A 16,266-nucleotide genomic window follows, 5' to 3' on the forward strand; every position below is an offset into this window, starting at 1 on the left:
AAAACTTTCTAAAAAACTAAAGCAAATACATCATGTTTTGTTGAGCTCTTGCAAGTTTTTCCCTTGCCTTTTTCAAAACTTCTCCAATTAAATGAGAACCTTCTCTTAGTTCTAAATATCCCTCTTTCTCTGCATTTTTAATGAGTTCCTCAGCCTTAGGATTCCTCGCTATAAGGAGTGTCCATCCAGGTTCACTCTCTACAAAACCCGCTGAGATGTCGCTCCATGTTCCAGTGTAATCTGTACACACCAAACAGCCAGCTTGGAGATAGGAATAAACCTCCTCAATTGGTAAATCAAGCTTTGTGTCATTGTATACTATTTCAAGGAAATCTTTTTTAAGATGAATATCTTTTATTTGCTCTGCTTTTATCCCGTATTTCATTCTGAGGTAGTTTAGAAAAGCCTCAAAAGCAAATGTTCCCATACAGAACAGACTTACTATGTACTTTATTCTTTCACCGAAATCAGTCTCTAATAGAGGAAAATCCCTCATTTGGGCAAAAAACTGTGCCTGACATGGCAAACATACTAAAGCAACTCTTTTCAAATCTTCTTCCTCAATCTTTGCTTTCATTCTCGCTGCAAACGGGACTATGCTCCATTTGTTTCCTGCCGTTTCTAATAACTCCTCTTTATTATGAGCAACAATTGCCTGCCCTTCAAATCCTTTTGTTCTCTTTGCTGTAACAACGCCATCAACTATGCCCTTTTCAAGGGCATAAGTTAGTAAAGCCGTAACTGCTCCACCACTTGCAACTTTTCTCTTCCTTATCTCTTCGTCCTTGGCCCTTGCTAAATAAACTCCAAAGACAGTCCCTAAAAGGTTTTCTGATGGTAAACCAATCATATCCTACCCCCCATACAAAGCAGTTGAGATGCACGAGGACATCTCACATAGCACGTTCCACAGCGAATACATTTTTCAGCTATAAGGTTAGGCCTCTTATCTATCATTTTAATTGCTTGTGTTGGACATGATAGCTCACATGCACCACAGCCAATGCAGAGACCTGTTAAAACGATGTCATCAATCAAGTCGAAACCGCTGAGCTTCTTGATATCCGCACAAACTTTGAACAATCTGAGTCTCCTTTCATCACCCGCTATAAAGAACTTGAAGAATGATTGGACCATTTGAGGGGTTGGGGGACAACCAGGAATTGAATAATCAACCTTGACAACACTATTTATAGGCTGGAAGTTTCTGTGGTCTGGCCTAGGTTCTTGCCCACCCCTACAGAACCTTAAAATTCCTCCAAATGTTGCGCATGAACCAAAAGCAACGAGAGTGCTTGCCTTCTCTCTAAGACTTTTTACCTTTTCAATTATATGAGGTTCATTCATGCAAACTCCACCAGTTATTATGACAATGTCATATTTGTCTCCGGCACAGGTTTTCTTTGCTAAGTATTTCATGTCCAAATCAACGAACTCTTGAATATTTGGAAGTGCTCTTAAAATGCTAACATTACAGCCTTCACACCCTCCAATATCAACATGAAGGACCTTCAATTTCTCCATTTTACTCACCTCAACTCAACAACGTGGGTTGTACATGGTATACAAGGATCATATAAGCGCATAACAGCCTCTGCAGCTTGAATACTAAGTCCCTCCGCTGCTTTTTCCATAATTGGGATGTTAAACATCGTCGGAACCACTATCTTAAAGTCTTGAATTCTGCCCTCTTCTCCAAGCTCTACATAGTGGAACAACGTACCCCTTGGGGCTTCATAAACCCCAACTCCTCTCCCAGGTCCAAAGATTATGTTCTGAGTTCTGAAGGGTTCATTCATATTGATTTGGTCAAGAATTTCTTCCAGCCTTTCAAGTGCTATTGTTATTTCTTCAATCCTAGCCAAGTGAATACCAAAGAGAGAGTTGTCTCTGAAAGATCTATAAATGGCCATTCTTGCTCTGGGACCAACTTCAACCGCTTTTCCTTTATAAAATGCGACCTGTGTTGTAGCCTCTTTTGCTACATCTTCTTTCTCACCTTTGTAGTCCCAGTAAGGAACTGTCTTCACGGCATCTGGAGAAACATTATATTCATCACCATAGAACATGTGCGAAGCTAGATATTCGGGAGCGAACTTCTTTTCTTTAAGCTCCATAGCAATCTCAGTTAAGTACCCTTCATCCACTAAATAAGCCATTATCTCGGCCCAGAGTGACTTAAGCTCTGGGAGTCTTGCCTTAAGATTATTGAATACACTCCACTTTGGAACTCTTAAAAGACCACCAACCGTCAAATAGGGTGGATGTGTTGCAGCACCACCCAGCTTGAGCAAATAATCACTTATCTTTCCATGAAAGGTCATCAGCTTAAAGATGACTTCCATTCTCTTCTCTTCAATTATGAAGTCTCCCGCCATCATTGCCAATTGAAGAATGTGGCTCTGAATTCTGTTTATCAAGCCAAGTGCTTCTCTAATTAGTAAACCATTTCTAGGGGGCAAAATTCCTAAAGCATTCTCTATTGCCTCTGCAGTTGCGTTTCCATGTGATGCATGGCAAAGTCCACATATTCTCATGACTGCTTCAACAGCAAAGAGAGGATTTTTTCCTATGACTAATTTTTCAAATCCTCTCACTGGAGCAGTAGCAATGAAATTAGCTTGTTTAACTTCCCCATTTTCGTGATAAAGTACTAACTTAGCCTCACCAGCAATTCTGCAAAGCTCATCTATCTGAAGATACTCGCTCATTAATATCCCTCCCTCTCCAAACTTTCTTCTTGTTGTCACTAGGTTATTATGAAAACTAAAATAAAAGGGTTTTCTGAACCAAAAGTTTAGAACGTAAAAGTTTCGGATCAAAATGGCATCATCAGAAAGAAAAATGGCAAATAAACTGGTAGAATATTTTTAAGTGTTTCAAAGAATTCCCTACAATTTATTTTAAATTGTGAGTGCAGTTTTGCAGTATTCAAGAGCACTATGATGCAAAGCTTTATAAAGGCACAAGTATAGTAAGGATGACGCTCTTCTAAGGAGCGTTGAAATATTTGAAAGGAGATATTGAAAATGTATGGAGATAGATTTGGCGGAAATAGAGACAGATTTAGTGGAGTAGCCCCAGTTAAAGTTGGAGAAAGATACACTGTTAAAATCGAAAGTATAGGAAAAGGCGGAGACGGAATAGCTAGGATTAAGGGCTTTGTTGTGTTTGTTCCAAACACAAAAGTAGGTCAAGAAGTTGAGATCGTAATTAACTCTGTCAAGCGAAAATTCGCTTTTGGAGAGGTTATTTAATTAGACTACTCTCGAACATCACTACACCATTACTGTCAATTTCAAAGGGAATATATAAGAGTGAGTGTTTTGTTCCTCTCATTTTTCTTATTAAAGCTTCTCTACGATATTCCGTGACACCTCCCACGGATTTAACTTCTCTAATCCTCAACTCTATAATACCAGAAAATAAAAATTCGGCACCTATATCTGACAGCTTTCTAAAACTTGGAGATGAAATTACAAACGTCGTTATATTGAGTTTCTTAAGAAATACAATTAAGTTAAGCAGAGCATCTCTCATGTTGCTCTCTGTCAATCTAAACATTAAAAGTGGTAACGAATCTATCACCAATCTCTTAGCATTAACAAAAGATACTGCTCGATAAAGATACCGAAAGAAGGTTTCTAAGCTAAATTCCTTTTCCTCTATTATCAGCAAAGAGGTACCCAAAGGTAATCCCATGCCTACTGAAACACCATCAACAACTAAAAGCCTCCCAGCTTTCTCAAGTTTGTCAAAATCCCATCCAAAAGAGCGCATATACCTTTTAAACATCTGAGCAGGTTCTCTAAAGATAACATAAACTCCAGGCTCGCCATATTTAACAACACCATTGTACAAGAATTGTGCCGAAAGCACAGTCTTACCTGTACCACTCTCGCCAAGTATTAAAACTGTAGAGCCTTCGGGGATACCACCATGAAGTGCATCATCAAGAATTTTTAAGCCCGTCTTTACTCGTTTCATTATTTCCAATATAAATCTGCCAATATATAACCGTTTTCATTACTACAAGAGGTTTTTCTATAGTAACATTCGCCAGAAAAGGGCAGTTTCGTCCAATTAACTTTTTAAATTAATATCCTTAAGTTAGTTCGCAATGAAAATCCACATTGAAACGTATGGATGCACAAGAAATAAAGCAGATGCAGAAATTATGGAAGCCATTTTGGTTAGTGCAGGTTATGAGATAGCCGATTTGGATAGTGCAGAGTATATAATCGTGAACACTTGTGCTGTAAAAGATCCCACAGAAAAGCACATGAAAAAGAGAATTAAAGAACTCCTCGATTCTGGCAAAAAGGTTATTGTCACCGGCTGTTTGCCCCATATTAACATTGAAGCAATAGATGAAAGAGTATCAGCAATCTTAGGAGTTAAGAGCATAAATAGGATTGTTGAAGCTATTGAGCTAGCAGAAAGAGGGGTAAAGCTCATTGACGTGGAGCAGAGAAAGATAGACAAGCTTGAGCTTCCAAGAATGTGGAAGAGCAAAGTAGTTTTTGTTGTGCCAATTAGTGAGGGCTGTTTGAATGCGTGCACCTACTGTGCGACTCGCTTTGCAAGAGGAATTCTGAAGAGCTACTCCCCAGAGAAAATTGTCAGATGGGTTAAAGAGGCATTGGCTAAAGGATATAAGGAGATACAGCTCTCAAGCGAAGATACCGGCTGCTATGGTTTTGATATTGGGACAAACTTAGCTGAGCTTTTAGACGAACTCACGTCCATAGAAGGAGAGTTTAGAATTAGAGTCGGCATGATGAACCCAAATCATGTCATAAAGTTTCTCGATGAGCTCATTGATGCTTACAAAGATGAAAAGATTTACAAATTCTTGCATTTGCCCGTTCAGAGTGGAGATAATGAAATTCTAAGGAAAATGGGCAGGACGTACACAGTTGGAGATTTTGAGGAAATTGTAAATGCCTTCAGGAAAGAGTTCCCAGAGCTGAACTTAAATACAGATATAATTGTCGGGTTCCCTGGAGAAAGCGAAGAGGCTTTCCAGAATACTGTTGAGCTTATAAAGAGAGTCAAGCCAGATAAGATAAACGTTTCAAGATTCTCTCCGAGACCCGGAACTTTAGCGGCAAGAATGCCAAACCAGATAGTTGGCTGGCGTGTTAAAGAGCGCTCCCGCTATCTTCACCGCTTGAGGTTAGCCATAAGCTACGAGATAAATCAGAAATATGTTGGAAGAGAAGCCCTAGTTTTAACACATGGCGAAGGAAAGAAAGGAGGAATCGAAGGTAGAACAATGAACTATAAGGAAATAATTCTGCCAGAGGCCTCAATTGGGAAATTCGTGAAAGTAAAAGTCACAAAGGCAACTGCAACTTATCTGATGGGAGAGCTTGTTACATCCATTCTTTGAAAATACGAAAGCCGTATTAACTTTGGGAGATACTAATCCTCGGATGAAGAAAAAATGAAAGTATACTGCTTATTCAAGGTTTTAGAGGATGTGAGGGGCTTATTGATTACTATTTGAAAATACATAGTCTATCCCAAGAGATTTTTCTTGTTAAGGGTGAATACAATATCATTGCAGAAATCGAATATGAAGACTACGAGAGCTTCAAAAAGCTGGTTTCTGAACTCTGTAAACTTCATGAAATCTCCAAAATAACAATCCTAGATGTAAAAGGTATCTTCTAAATTTCAGATAGCAGTTTAGGCACAATCACAAAACTTATAAGTAATGTAAAGTAAACTTTACGTAAAGGAAACTTTACATGAGGGATTCACGATGGAGGTTGTTGGCATACTTGGAATGATAATAATTCTGAGTTATGTCTATCTAACCATAAAGTATGAAAATAGGGACGAGCGTTTCCATATGATAAATGTAAAGAGTCATGTATGGGCAGTGAGCTTCCTTCTCTTCGGAAATTTGCTTGTGCAGATTCTCAACTATCTTGGTAAAGTTGACAAGATGTTTACACTGGGATTTACAATTGCAATAATAACAGTGAGCCTAGGGTATATTCTAGGGTTTGTGTACTATTCAAAGGTGATGTAAATGAACGAGCTGATAGTTAATTTCCTTATCTGGGCACTAATCGTAGTTAGCCTCACATCCATTTGGCTGTATCTTTCGAAAAAATTTGGTGATGAGGAAAAGAAGAAAGCCCTAATTCCAGCTGTGATTGTAATCCTAACAATGGGTTACATCATGGGATGGGCAGTCAGTAAGGAGAACTTAGCTACAGCTTTTGCAACGTTGATAGTTGGTGCTTTGATTATTCAACTCTATTACAGCTCCTTGAGAAGGAAAGGATATGTTCTCGAAGATGAAAGAACTCTGAGAATCGAAGAGATTTCAGCAAGGAGAACCCTTCAAGTGTTCATAATAACCCTAGCTTTTATCGTGATTTATCTCTCGGTAGCCCAGCAGAGAAATCCAGCACTTAGGGATGCATTTATTTTGGCTGAAGTTTTGCTTGCAGCTGTGATGCTTCTCCACATGGCATTTAGAGCTTATTATAGCAGGGTGATGTAATGTGAATCCGCTGATAGTCTATTACTATGGGAGGGATCAGCTATGAACAGAAAAATATGGCTCATGGCAGTTACCCTCATGTTTCTCTTTGCCATGCTTTCGATACACTTCATAAAATCGGCTAATCCATATGGAGCATTAATCTCAGCTGGATTTGCAATCCTAACAATTCATGTTGGAATGAAACTTGCTGGAATTAAAGAAAGCGAAAAAGAGCTCAAAATTGCAGCAACGACCCTTTATATTTATGTTGTCTTCGCTATACTCTGGTTCGCTTGGAAGTTAGCAAAGCTCTATGGGAGCCAAGAGTTCAAACCGTTCGTATTGGAAGCTTCAAGGGTAATTACAATCGCAATCTCAATAAATCTTGGAGTTAGAGCTTATTATACACTTAAAGGTGATGTAACGTGAAAAACAAGCTGAGAGAGCTTAGAGAGGCAAGAGGATTGACTCAGGAAGAGCTGGCAAAAATATTAGGGGTTACAAGGCAGACGATAATAGCAATTGAAAAAGGTAAGTATGATCCCTCATTAAGGTTAGCATTCAAAATAGCCCGGTTCTTTGGGGTTAAGATCGAGGATATCTTCATCTATGAAGGTGATTAAGATGTTTAGGAACAAATACAGAGAAAAGGCTTGGTGGTCAATTTTTGTTGGACTTCTTTTTGCATTTTCTGGCGCTTATGTGAAGTTCAAGCCCATGACCATCGTTGGAATACTGTTTGCGACCTTTGGAGTTATACTCCTTGAATATGATCGGAGGGTTGCACATGACAGCGATAAAAGTTGAAAACCTTGAAAAAGACTATGGAAAAGTTAAAGCCCTAAAAGGAATAAGCTTTGAAGTTGAAGAGGGAGAGATTTTTGGCTTGATTGGACCTAACGGTGCTGGAAAGTCAACAACCCTCAAGATCTTGGCTACCCTTCTAATACCAACCGGAGGAAGAGCTGAGGTTTATGGGCATGACGTTGTGAGTGAGGCTGATGAAGTCAGAAAGCTCATCAGTTACCTCCCAGAAGAAGCTGGAGCATACAAAAATCTCACTGGATACGAATACCTTGAGTTCATGGCAAAGCTATACTCAAAGACTGGAAAAAGCGTTGAAGAAATGCTGAAGCTTGGCATTGAAATCGCTGGACTAGGGGAGAGAATTCACGACAAAGTTGCAACTTATTCAAAGGGTATGACAAGAAAACTTCTGCTTGCGAGGGCTTTAATGGTCATACCAAAGCTTGCAATTCTTGACGAGCCTGCAAGCGGTCTTGATATAGTGAATGCTTATGCAATTAGGCAGACAATCAAGAGATTTGCAAGAGATGAGGGCGTTACATTCCTAATTTCCAGCCACAACATGCTTGAGGTAGAGTTTCTGTGCGATAGGGTGGCTTTGATAAACAAGGGGATTATCATTGATATCGGAACACCAAAGGAACTGAAAGAGAAGTACAACGCTGAGAACCTCGAAGAAGTCTTTATGAAGGCTGTGGGGGTGAAATTATGAGTGACTTTTTTATAATAGTCATGAAAGAGCTCAAGGATTTAATGAGGAATAAGCAGATCATAGTTGGGATGATAATCGTCCCGCTCATTCTCTTTCCCGCTTTGGGGAAGATGATAAGCTTTGGAATAAGTGAAGCAAAGGAAGAAACTAAAGTCATCCTCGTTAACTTTGACGAGGGCAAATACGGTGATATTCTCATAAGCGCCCTTAAAGCCGCTCCAAACGTTACTGTTACCCTTATAGATGCCCAGACAGTGCAAGAGGCAATTCAAAAGGCTCAGACAGAAGGATATAATGTCGTCGTAATAATTCCAAAGGATTTCTCCAAAAACATTGAAGCAAACGAAAAGACGTATGTTGAGGTTTACGCTGTGTTTAAAGGAATAAGTGCAGGAATCAAAGAGAGCGTGAGCGAAGGCAGAATTAACGCTGTTCTACAAGTCCTTAATGAGGAGCTGGCAAAGCTGAAGATAAAAGAGGCAGTGAAAGGCAATCCCGAAGCAATTTTGCACCCAATAGATGCAAAAAGCTACTCGGTGATTCAAGGGAGAATTGTAAATGTCCCTCCCTCCGTCGTCTCTGGGATAATCTACTCCCAAGCATTCTCCATTCCACTGGTGCTCTTCATAATGATAAGCTATGTTTCCCAGATGGCTGCAACAACAATGGCGGCTGAAAAAGAGAACAAGACACTTGAAACACTTCTAACACTCCCAGTTAGAAGGGTAACAATAATAACCGGCAAAATGGTAGGAACAGCGATAATAGCCCTCATTGCATCAATTGCTTACATGATTGGTCTGAAATATTATATAAGCTCATTTTCCCCCGAAAATATGACTCAAATCGGAATTACCCTGAAAGACCTCGGACTTGAGATGACGCCCAAAGGAGCTCTGCTCTTCGGGATTTCACTGTTCCTAAGCATAGTCTTCGCCTTAAGCTTGGCAATGCTCATTTCAGTGTTTGCAGAGGACATAAGGAGTGCAGGAACAATGGTCAGCATGATTATGATGCCTCTCCTCTTCCCAATCTGGATTTTGATGTTCAAAGATGTCTCAACCCTTCCACCAGCCGTTAAATACTTCCTTTATGCAATTCCATTCAGCCACCCAGTAATAGCTTCAAGAGCCGTTCTTTTGAAGCAGTACGGAATAGTTTACGCTGGAATAGCTTATCTTCTATTCATCAGCGGAGCAATGCTCTACATAACTGCAAAATTCTTCTCAACGGAAAAAGTGCTTACGGCAAAGCTGAAGTGGGGGAAGAGGCGTGGAGCTGAGAAGTGAATTTGTTCTACTTCTTTTGCTTTTAGCACTCCTTTTATTTTCTGCTCTTTCAACTAATACACCAGAACAAAGAAAGAGAGACGTAAACATCACTATAGCGAATCTTACAATTATAAAAGCTCCTCTTCCAAAGTACTGTTCATACACTATTGAAGCAAAGGGCTTGTTCTGGGAAAACAGTCTTAACAACGTGAGCTTTAAAATCTTTGCAAACGGCACACTTGTCAAAAGCATCATCATGAACGGCATAAATGGCGAATATCTGTGCAAGGACAATAGAATTTTGCTCTACACATATTATCCCAGCGATGCATTGGGAGTCAGTAGATACATGCTTCTGGAAAACATGAGTGTCAAATGGGAAAAGGAGTTTCCAAGCTTTACATTACCAAAATTCTACATCAATGGAACTCTCATTCTCATCAAGCATGGAGATATGGAAAAGAATGTCGAGCCTTGCTTGATATGGCTTGACTTTGAAAGCGGAAAAGTTGGGAGGAAGTTCTGCCATGAGTTCCCAAGCGACATTCTTGACGTGAAGCTTACAAACAAAGGAGTTTACCTCACGACTTCTGATGGTTTTCTGATATGGATTCACAAAGAAGGTGTCAAACAGACTTTTGTGGATAGGATAGATGGAATTATACTCGGAGCGAGAATGCGGATTATAATTGAGAACAATCTAATCCATGTCTCATACAGCTTTGCAAACGAAAGAGGTGAATCTAAGAGAGGAGAGTGTATTTTCACTTCCAAATTGATAAAAATTAGATGCGAGAAAAGCTGATTACTCTATCGGAACTCCATCTTTTGTCCTCGGAGCGAGCCATTTCATAAGCCTTTGGGGGTCTTTAGTCCTTATTGTAATTGTTATTGGCCCCAGAGGGGACTCCTCGTTGAAGTTCACCTTTCCAGCATAAGCTACCTGCTTGTGGACTTTGATTATAATTTCCTCACCAAAGTAGCCGTCCTCAAGAAAAGCTCTCGCTGTGTCAAGAATAGCCTGTCCTCTAAAAAGCTCATACAACCTTTGTAAAGCTTTTTTGTTCTTTGTTTTCCCAACTAAAATTATGTAGTCCCCCTTATCAAACGCTTCAAACTCCAAACCGGGGATTAAATTCAACATAGCCTTCTTTACTTTCTCAATGTCCTCAGTGGGATAAACATAAGCTTCAACTTCAACTTCTTCAAACATCTCTCTCACCATTGCTGCTCTTCTCTATGGCGGTTTTAAAGTTTTGGGCAACGTTTATAAGTTTAGGAGAACCTAAAATATTTAGGTGTAGTGTATGCTAGAAAACTTCATTCAAAGTTTAGCAAGCTATATACTCTCAGCATCAAACGGAAACATCATTCTCATTGCATTCTATGCCGGGTTGTTCGTTGCTTTAATGACTTCTCTCGGTTCTTTAGTTGCAATATTTGCTAAAAACCTCCCAGAATGGAGCGTTGAGTTCAGCTTAAGCTTTGCCGCTGGAGTTATGATTGTTGCGAGCTTTACAAGCTTAATTTTGCCAGCGATAGAATCAACCAACAGCTTTACTCCAGCTGGGATTGGAATTCTCTTGGGAGTCATGCTGATTTGTATAGTAGACAAACTCATTCCACATGAACATATTGTCAAGGGATACGAAGGTCCAAAGGAGTTTAAAGATAAGTTAAAAGTGGTCTGGCTAATTGTTCTCGCTATGATAATTCACAACCTTCCAGAAGGTCTGGCTGTTGGAACTTCGATAGTTTACAATCTTGAGACAGGACTTATTACAGCTTTAGCGATAGGGATTCAGGATTTTCCAGAGGGTGTTGTTGTTGCCCTTCCTCTAGCAGTGCTTCAGAAGAAAAGGTTGCAGCCAATACTTATTGGAGTTCTGAGTGGAGTTGCTGAAATGATTATGACAGTTATTGGAGCACTGCTGTTTGTCAAACTTAACTGGCTTCTGCCCTATGGTCTGGGTTTAGCTGGAGGGGCAATGCTATATATTACAGTTAAAGAAATGATCCCCGAAATTTACAAAAAAGAGGAAAATGAAACCCTCATAACAATTGGCTTTTTCTTGGGCTTTTACGTGATGCTGTTCTTAGACTCAATGCTTGGCTAATCCAAGCCTTTTCGCTAATTCTTCAATCTCCTTTCTGTAATCATCAATGTGGTTGTCGTTCACTATCATGTAATCTGCAAGAGCTATAACATTCCCGATGCCAAATTTAAGCTCCTTCCAGTCTCTAGCTTCAAAGTCTGCCCAGGTTTTGGGATCGTCACTCCTGCCTCTCCGCTTTAAACGCTCAAATCTCTTCTTCGGAGATGAATGGACAGCTATTATTATAATCTCATGGTCTGGAAAAGCGTCTTTGAATGTCTGAATTTCATCCAAAGAACGGACGCCATCAATGATAACTGCCTTATGCTTCTTTAAAAGCTCTTTAACCCTTGGAACCGTCAGCTTTGCAACAGCGTTGTCTCCTAATTCCTGCCTTAGCTGAATGCTGATTTTATTCATTCCATCTGGAGTCCTTGGGATTCCTCTCTTATCTGCCTCTTCCCTCACAATATCTCCCATTGAAACGTGAGGAACGCCATATTTTGAGAAAATCCTCACAACTTCACCTTTACCAGAACCGGGCATACCTACTACACAGATTATCATTGCCCATCCTCAGCTAAATGTGGAGGGTTTAAAAGGTTAACTAATCACTTTAAAAAGTAGTCTAAAGTCCCCTTCTTTGGTTTGGATTTTGCTTCGGATTTCTTTTCCTCTGATTTGTCAGAATCTTTAATATTTTTCAACAATGGAAGCTCAACCCCAAAATGCTTGTAGATTCTCTCCAGAACTTTAACACCAATGCCTTCAACGGCTAAAAGCTCACTCGGCTTAGCCTTTACAATGTCATTAACGGTTTTAAAGCCCGCATTGTATAAAGCCCTTGCTCTCTTCCTTCCAATCATTGGAAGCTCTACCAGTTCCAACAGCTCTTCTCTAACGCCATGCTTAAGTCTCAGATGAAGCCTCCTGAGGTATTTAATCGTCTCACTGCTTGCATTGAGAACCTTCGCAAGCTCAATGAGAGAATACATTAACCAGTCTGCAAGCTCAATAATCCTATACAAGTCTCCAGTATCAATTCCATAAGCTTCAATCAGCTTTGCTTCACTCACTTCATTGATCCAATCCAAGAGCAGCTTGGCCGTCTTGATTTCACTCAAAAACTTTTGAAATTCGTAGTCCTCCCAGTAAGGAATTGAGCGGTACAAATAATCCTCCATCTCATAAGCATAATCGAGATAATCCTCCTGCTCCTTCCTCTTTATGCTGAGCGTTCCCATATCTGGAGTTGATGCCAAAAGCTGGAAGATGCCGAGAGGATTTGGATTTCCCTCTATCTGGGGCAGAGCGTCTTTGAATTTTTTAGCTGTGAGAGGGTCAAGATAGAGCTGGGAAGTTCTTATACCAAAGGGCAAGGCAATGAAGCGATCATTTAAGTCAATATCTATGAACTCGTTCTCAAGGAGGAAGTAGACTATGCTCTTCGCTTTGCCTTCAAGAATTTCCAAGTCTTTTCTCTGGTGATAATAGAAGGTCTTCTCCAAAAACCCTATCAACTCGCGGAAGCTTTCAACTCCAAAGTTTGTAATTAATGCTAAAACTTGGCTTCTAAAAGCGGCATCGTTGGAGAGCATCGAGAACAGCTTTTCAGGCTTTCCAAATATATATTTCTCCATGAGTTCTTCTAGCTTTTCTGTTTTTGCAACGATAATAGCCTCGCCTTCTTTGTCGTATTTAGGCCTTCCAGCCCTTCCCATCATCTGCTGGATTTCAAGAACAGGAATATCAGACCAGCCAAAAGTTGAGTACCTCTTTGTATCGCGGATTATAACCCTAAATGAGGGAAGATTTACACCTGCTGAATTATGAACAATGAAACCAACGCTGTAGCTTTCATTATCTTCAACTTCAAGATTAAAGACTTCTCCCTTATATTCCTGCTCTTCAATTCTCCGAACTTTCAGAAGGAGATATCCATTCCAAATCTTATTGACTTGATAAACTCTATTTCCTAGCTTTGGCAAGGGATAACCTAATTCTTCAAGAAGTGAGTAGTAGCTTTTTCCGCTTATTCTTACTTCATACAATCCTTTTCTGCTCCATCTTTTATCCTTTCTATTAAAATAACGAACACTAGAGACATACCCCAATGAAGCAAGTAAAAGTTGAAGTTGATAAGCAAGATGAGGAGAAACTGTAGAGTAGGTTATATAATTTGATCTGTCCCTCGCATTTATCCTTACATATCCATCGCCTTCTATTAATCCCTTTAATAACCCAAGTTTTACTTCCCTGTTTCCATTAAATAGGATTACTTCAGGTATTCTTTTATTATCTGCATGAGCCCCTATATTTTTCCTCAGCCATTCAGCAAATCTTTTGTTGCAGAATCTAATTCTACGCCTATTTCTCTCTTTATCTTCTACAACAATCTTAGCTTTTGGGAAATACTTAGATATCGTCTGAATTAGAAAACTGGTTATATCATCTTCATATGAAGCAATGTCAAAAAATATAGCGCCTGTTTTTGAAGTAGATCCCTCCGCAATCCATAAACCAATTAAACGTGCTGTTTCAAAATTCAATGGTAAAAATTCCGGAGTTTTCTCAAGTGCTGGATGATCCCTATTAGTAACTCCAAATTGATTAACTACTTTGGATGGTTTTCTGAGAGGTATTTTATCAACGGTAACAACAAGTTTAGGGATTGGTTGGAGTAGCATATATGAAATTTTTGGGTCATTATTCTGTTCTATGAGTTCCTTCAAATCTCTTGCAGTAACCCAAAATGGCCCTTCATACTCCCACCAAATTACTTGACGACCATTAGAATAGTGAGATTTGTGCCGAATCTGCTTTATAACAAAAACTTTATGTTCAGGCGTTATTTTTATAGGGACTGTTCCAAAAGCTTTGATCACAAGCAATTTACCTCTATACTGCCTCTTCAATGGCGTAATAACTTGCTTAAATTCTCCCGTATGGGTTAAAACAAAGTCTCCTCTTTTAAGTTCAGAAACCTTTTTCACACCATCTCTTGTTATAACCAGAGTATCTGGGTGCATACATAATGTCGGCGTCGCAGTTAAGACTTTTATCAATCCTTCCCTAAATGCATCCTCAATCAAAGTTCTCTCCGCTCTTCCTAATCCAGCATGATGAAATGCAGCACCGTTAACTAAAACCCCCTTAAGCTTATCATTGGTTGGATTGCTCTCCAATGACTCAGCCAGCTCTTTTAATCTTCTCGCCTCAGGTTTTGTTAAAAGTCGTCTAACTTTCTTGCCAAGCATTGCCGCTTCTTTTTCCGCTGACCTCCTAGTGTTTACAAAAACCAGAGATTGCTTGCCCCTTTTGACAGCATCAATTACGAGAGAGTCCCACTGGGCTGGAAACTTATCAATTTTACCATCTTCCCAAATCAGCTGACCGTGAGCAAAGACACCTTTCCTAAGTTTCACAGGGCGCCACTCGCTAACCACAAGCTTTGCGTTCAGCCATTCAGCTAACTCCTCAGCATTTCCAACGGTTGCGCTCAATCCCAAAATTTGGGCTTTGCCAAGCATATGTGATAATATCATCTCTAAAGTTGCTCCTCTATCATAAGAGCCGAGGAGGTGAATTTCATCCGCAACGATGAGCTTTACATCTTTAATCCATCTCGATTTATGCCTCAAAAGAGAATCGAATTTCTCTGATGTTGCTATGATTATGTCATATCTTCCAAGCCATTCTTCACTGCTGTCATAATCTCCAGTCGTTACAGCAACCCTAACCCCCAAGTCCTCCCATGTTTTGAACTCTCTGTATTTTTCTTCAGCCAAAGCCTTAAGAGGGACTAAATAAACTGCCTTCCCTCCTTCAGTAAAGAGCTTGTGGAGCATCACAATTTCAGCGACGAGGGTTTTTCCGCTCGCTGTTGGAATTGCCAAAAGCAAATTCTCTCCATTGAGAACACCGCTTTTCAAAGCCTCAGCTTGGGGGGGATACAACTCGCTAATGCCACGCTCTTTAATTTTCCTGACTATCCTTTCATCCACACCAAATCTTGAAAGCTCATCAACCTGCATTGCATATCCACTAAGGGAAAAGCGTTTATAGACTTTTGGTCTAGCTGATAGCATGAAAGTTGAGGTACCGTATTTAATCTTTGAGGTAAATGGAAAAGAGTACATGATTGATGCTTACTTTTCAAAGAAGCTTGAGCGGATTGAAAAACCTGTAAATACTGTTTTAGTTTTTAAATTTCCTACGAAAAACTTAAATGAGATGAAATGCAAGTACCATCTGTAAAAACTGCTCTGGTGGTGTAAATGGTTAGGGCTTATGTTTTATTGACGGTTGAAATTGGAAAAGTTGAGAAAGTTATAGAAGAGCTCAAAAAGATACCAGGAGTTACAAAAGCAGATGCTGTTACTGGACCATATGATGCAATAATACACATCGAAGCAACAGACCTCGGAGAGCTCACAAGAAAAATATTGCATGACATACATAACATTGACGGTGTAATTGACACAACAACAGCAATAGTAGTTGAATTAGAGGGAGAATAACTACTTTTTCCTCCTCCTAGACTTCCTAAGTTCCCTAATCTTTTGGGCAATTAATCTTAGGCTTTTTGACTTCCCATATTTGCTTTCAATAATGACCATTCCTCTCGTTTTAAGTGCTTCATCTAGTCCAGATAATCTCGGATTCAACTTGTTCCACTTAACTTCAACAACTTTCATACCAATAGTCTCAGCTGCTTCAATGATTTCATTAAGTTTGGGAGACTCAACTGCTAAATTTTTGGAAACCTCTCGTCCATATTTCCTTGATAACCTTGCATCCAGTTCACTTGTCCATACTACAAATTTCCTCATTCTCAACACCTAAAAGGTTTAAAAGCATAGGAATGTTAAAAAT

General features: G+C 39.6%; 20 protein-coding genes and 3 pseudogenes. 13 read left to right on the top strand and 10 right to left on the bottom strand.

The window, feature by feature from the left end; genetic code table 11:
- Positions 1-16: 16 nt before the first annotated feature.
- Genes TES1_RS07840 through TES1_RS07850 form a run of 3 tightly spaced genes read right to left on the bottom strand, consistent with a single transcriptional unit; the run spans position 17 to position 2,750 of the window.
- A complete protein-coding gene (locus TES1_RS07840; protein WP_042681697.1) occupies positions 17-850 on the bottom strand; it encodes a Coenzyme F420 hydrogenase/dehydrogenase, beta subunit C-terminal domain in 834 nt (277 codons plus the stop codon).
- Complete coding sequence (locus TES1_RS07845) at positions 847-1,524, bottom strand: NADH-quinone oxidoreductase subunit B family protein (protein ID WP_042681699.1); 678 nt, start codon at positions 1,522-1,524, stop codon at positions 847-849. Before TES1_RS07845 ends, TES1_RS07840 begins: the two co-directional genes overlap by 4 nt.
- 5 nt (positions 1,525-1,529) lie before the next feature.
- Entirely contained in the window at positions 1,530-2,750 is a 1,221-nt protein-coding gene (locus tag TES1_RS07850) for a nickel-dependent hydrogenase large subunit (RefSeq protein WP_227738478.1), read from the bottom strand.
- A gap of 279 nt (positions 2,751-3,029) precedes the next feature.
- Here TES1_RS07850 and TES1_RS07855 point away from each other — a divergent pair, with 279 nt between their 5' ends.
- Entirely contained in the window at positions 3,030-3,257 is a 228-nt protein-coding gene (locus tag TES1_RS07855; protein WP_042681703.1) for a TRAM domain-containing protein, read from the top strand.
- Here the strand turns inward: TES1_RS07855 and TES1_RS07860 are convergent.
- Positions 3,250-3,987 carry an ATPase domain-containing protein gene (locus TES1_RS07860; RefSeq protein ID WP_042682810.1) on the bottom strand — a complete coding sequence of 246 codons (738 nt, stop codon included), beginning with the start codon at positions 3,985-3,987 and terminating at the stop codon, positions 3,250-3,252. The two genes, TES1_RS07855 and TES1_RS07860, sit on opposite strands and share 8 nt — an antisense overlap.
- 133 nt (positions 3,988-4,120) lie before the next feature.
- Between TES1_RS07860 and TES1_RS07865 the strand changes: the two genes are divergently transcribed.
- The 9 genes from TES1_RS07865 (at position 4,121) to TES1_RS07905 (ending at position 10,100) form a co-directional block, all read left to right on the top strand.
- Positions 4,121-5,395, top strand: coding sequence for a tRNA (N(6)-L-threonylcarbamoyladenosine(37)-C(2))-methylthiotransferase (locus TES1_RS07865; protein ID WP_042681706.1), 1,275 nt, complete (start codon positions 4,121-4,123; stop codon positions 5,393-5,395).
- A gap of 375 nt (positions 5,396-5,770) precedes the next feature.
- The gene (locus TES1_RS07870; RefSeq protein ID WP_042681708.1) at positions 5,771-6,043 is read left to right on the top strand and encodes a hypothetical protein; all 273 of its coding nucleotides are present in this window, start codon (positions 5,771-5,773) and stop codon (positions 6,041-6,043) included.
- On the top strand, positions 6,044-6,523 hold the full coding sequence (locus TES1_RS07875; protein ID WP_042681710.1) for a DUF2178 domain-containing protein: 480 nt from the start codon (positions 6,044-6,046) through the stop codon (positions 6,521-6,523).
- A gap of 42 nt (positions 6,524-6,565) precedes the next feature.
- Positions 6,566-6,934: a hypothetical protein gene (locus tag TES1_RS07880; RefSeq protein WP_042681712.1), complete on the top strand. Its 369-nt coding sequence runs from the start codon at positions 6,566-6,568 to the stop codon at positions 6,932-6,934.
- On the top strand, positions 6,931-7,128 hold the full coding sequence (locus TES1_RS07885; protein WP_042681714.1) for a helix-turn-helix transcriptional regulator: 198 nt from the start codon (positions 6,931-6,933) through the stop codon (positions 7,126-7,128). Before TES1_RS07880 ends, TES1_RS07885 begins: the two co-directional genes overlap by 4 nt.
- A 1-nt stretch (position 7,129) precedes the next feature.
- Positions 7,130-7,312 (top strand): hypothetical protein, encoded by a 183-nt coding sequence (locus TES1_RS07890; RefSeq protein WP_042681716.1) that lies wholly within the window; start codon positions 7,130-7,132, stop codon positions 7,310-7,312.
- Positions 7,293-8,024 (top strand): ABC transporter ATP-binding protein, encoded by a 732-nt coding sequence (locus tag TES1_RS07895; RefSeq protein ID WP_042681718.1) that lies wholly within the window; start codon positions 7,293-7,295, stop codon positions 8,022-8,024. Before TES1_RS07890 ends, TES1_RS07895 begins: the two co-directional genes overlap by 20 nt.
- Positions 8,021-9,313 carry an ABC transporter permease gene (locus tag TES1_RS07900; RefSeq protein WP_042681720.1) on the top strand — a complete coding sequence of 431 codons (1,293 nt, stop codon included), beginning with the start codon at positions 8,021-8,023 and terminating at the stop codon, positions 9,311-9,313. The genes TES1_RS07895 and TES1_RS07900 overlap by 4 nt, the downstream gene beginning before the upstream one ends.
- The gene (locus TES1_RS07905; RefSeq protein ID WP_042681722.1) at positions 9,297-10,100 is read left to right on the top strand and encodes a hypothetical protein; all 804 of its coding nucleotides are present in this window, start codon (positions 9,297-9,299) and stop codon (positions 10,098-10,100) included. The genes TES1_RS07900 and TES1_RS07905 overlap by 17 nt, the downstream gene beginning before the upstream one ends.
- Here the strand turns inward: TES1_RS07905 and TES1_RS07910 are convergent, their stop codons facing one another.
- Positions 10,101-10,508, bottom strand: a complete 408-nt coding sequence (locus tag TES1_RS07910) for an RNA-binding domain-containing protein (protein WP_042681724.1) — start codon at positions 10,506-10,508, stop codon at positions 10,101-10,103.
- A 94-nt stretch (positions 10,509-10,602) separates the two neighbouring features.
- Here TES1_RS07910 and TES1_RS07915 point away from each other — a divergent pair, with 94 nt between their 5' ends.
- Positions 10,603-11,412, top strand: coding sequence for a ZIP family metal transporter (locus TES1_RS07915; RefSeq protein ID WP_042681727.1), 810 nt, complete (start codon positions 10,603-10,605; stop codon positions 11,410-11,412).
- On the opposite strand, the gene TES1_RS07920 is transcribed toward TES1_RS07915, so the two are convergent.
- The 4 genes and pseudogenes from TES1_RS07920 to TES1_RS11230 form a co-directional block, all read right to left on the bottom strand.
- Positions 11,398-11,958 carry a dephospho-CoA kinase gene (locus tag TES1_RS07920; RefSeq protein WP_042681729.1) on the bottom strand — a complete coding sequence of 187 codons (561 nt, stop codon included), beginning with the start codon at positions 11,956-11,958 and terminating at the stop codon, positions 11,398-11,400. The two genes, TES1_RS07915 and TES1_RS07920, sit on opposite strands and share 15 nt — an antisense overlap.
- A 44-nt stretch (positions 11,959-12,002) precedes the next feature.
- A pseudogene (locus TES1_RS11220) lies at positions 12,003-13,217 on the bottom strand (helix-hairpin-helix domain-containing protein); the annotation flags it as partial.
- Positions 13,218-13,397: 180 nt separating this feature from the next.
- A pseudogene (locus TES1_RS11225) lies at positions 13,398-14,078 on the bottom strand (LAGLIDADG family homing endonuclease); the annotation flags it as partial.
- Between the two features lie 309 nt (positions 14,079-14,387).
- Positions 14,388-15,425: pseudogene (locus TES1_RS11230) on the bottom strand (DEAD/DEAH box helicase); the annotation flags it as partial.
- 52 nt (positions 15,426-15,477) lie between these two features.
- Between TES1_RS11230 and TES1_RS10995 the strand changes: the two are divergent.
- Positions 15,478-15,648 carry a hypothetical protein gene (locus tag TES1_RS10995; protein WP_158505960.1) on the top strand — a complete coding sequence of 57 codons (171 nt, stop codon included), beginning with the start codon at positions 15,478-15,480 and terminating at the stop codon, positions 15,646-15,648.
- A 20-nt stretch (positions 15,649-15,668) separates the two neighbouring features.
- On the top strand, positions 15,669-15,911 hold the full coding sequence (locus tag TES1_RS07935; protein ID WP_042681731.1) for an Lrp/AsnC family transcriptional regulator: 243 nt from the start codon (positions 15,669-15,671) through the stop codon (positions 15,909-15,911).
- Here the strand turns inward: TES1_RS07935 and TES1_RS07940 are convergent, their stop codons facing one another.
- Positions 15,912-16,223 (bottom strand): signal recognition particle protein Srp19, encoded by a 312-nt coding sequence (locus TES1_RS07940; protein ID WP_042681733.1) that lies wholly within the window; start codon positions 16,221-16,223, stop codon positions 15,912-15,914.
- Between the last annotated feature and the right edge of the window lie 43 nt (positions 16,224-16,266).

This window comes from Thermococcus paralvinellae, assembly GCF_000517445.1.
Lineage (GTDB): Archaea > Methanobacteriota_B > Thermococci > Thermococcales > Thermococcaceae > Thermococcus_B > Thermococcus_B paralvinellae.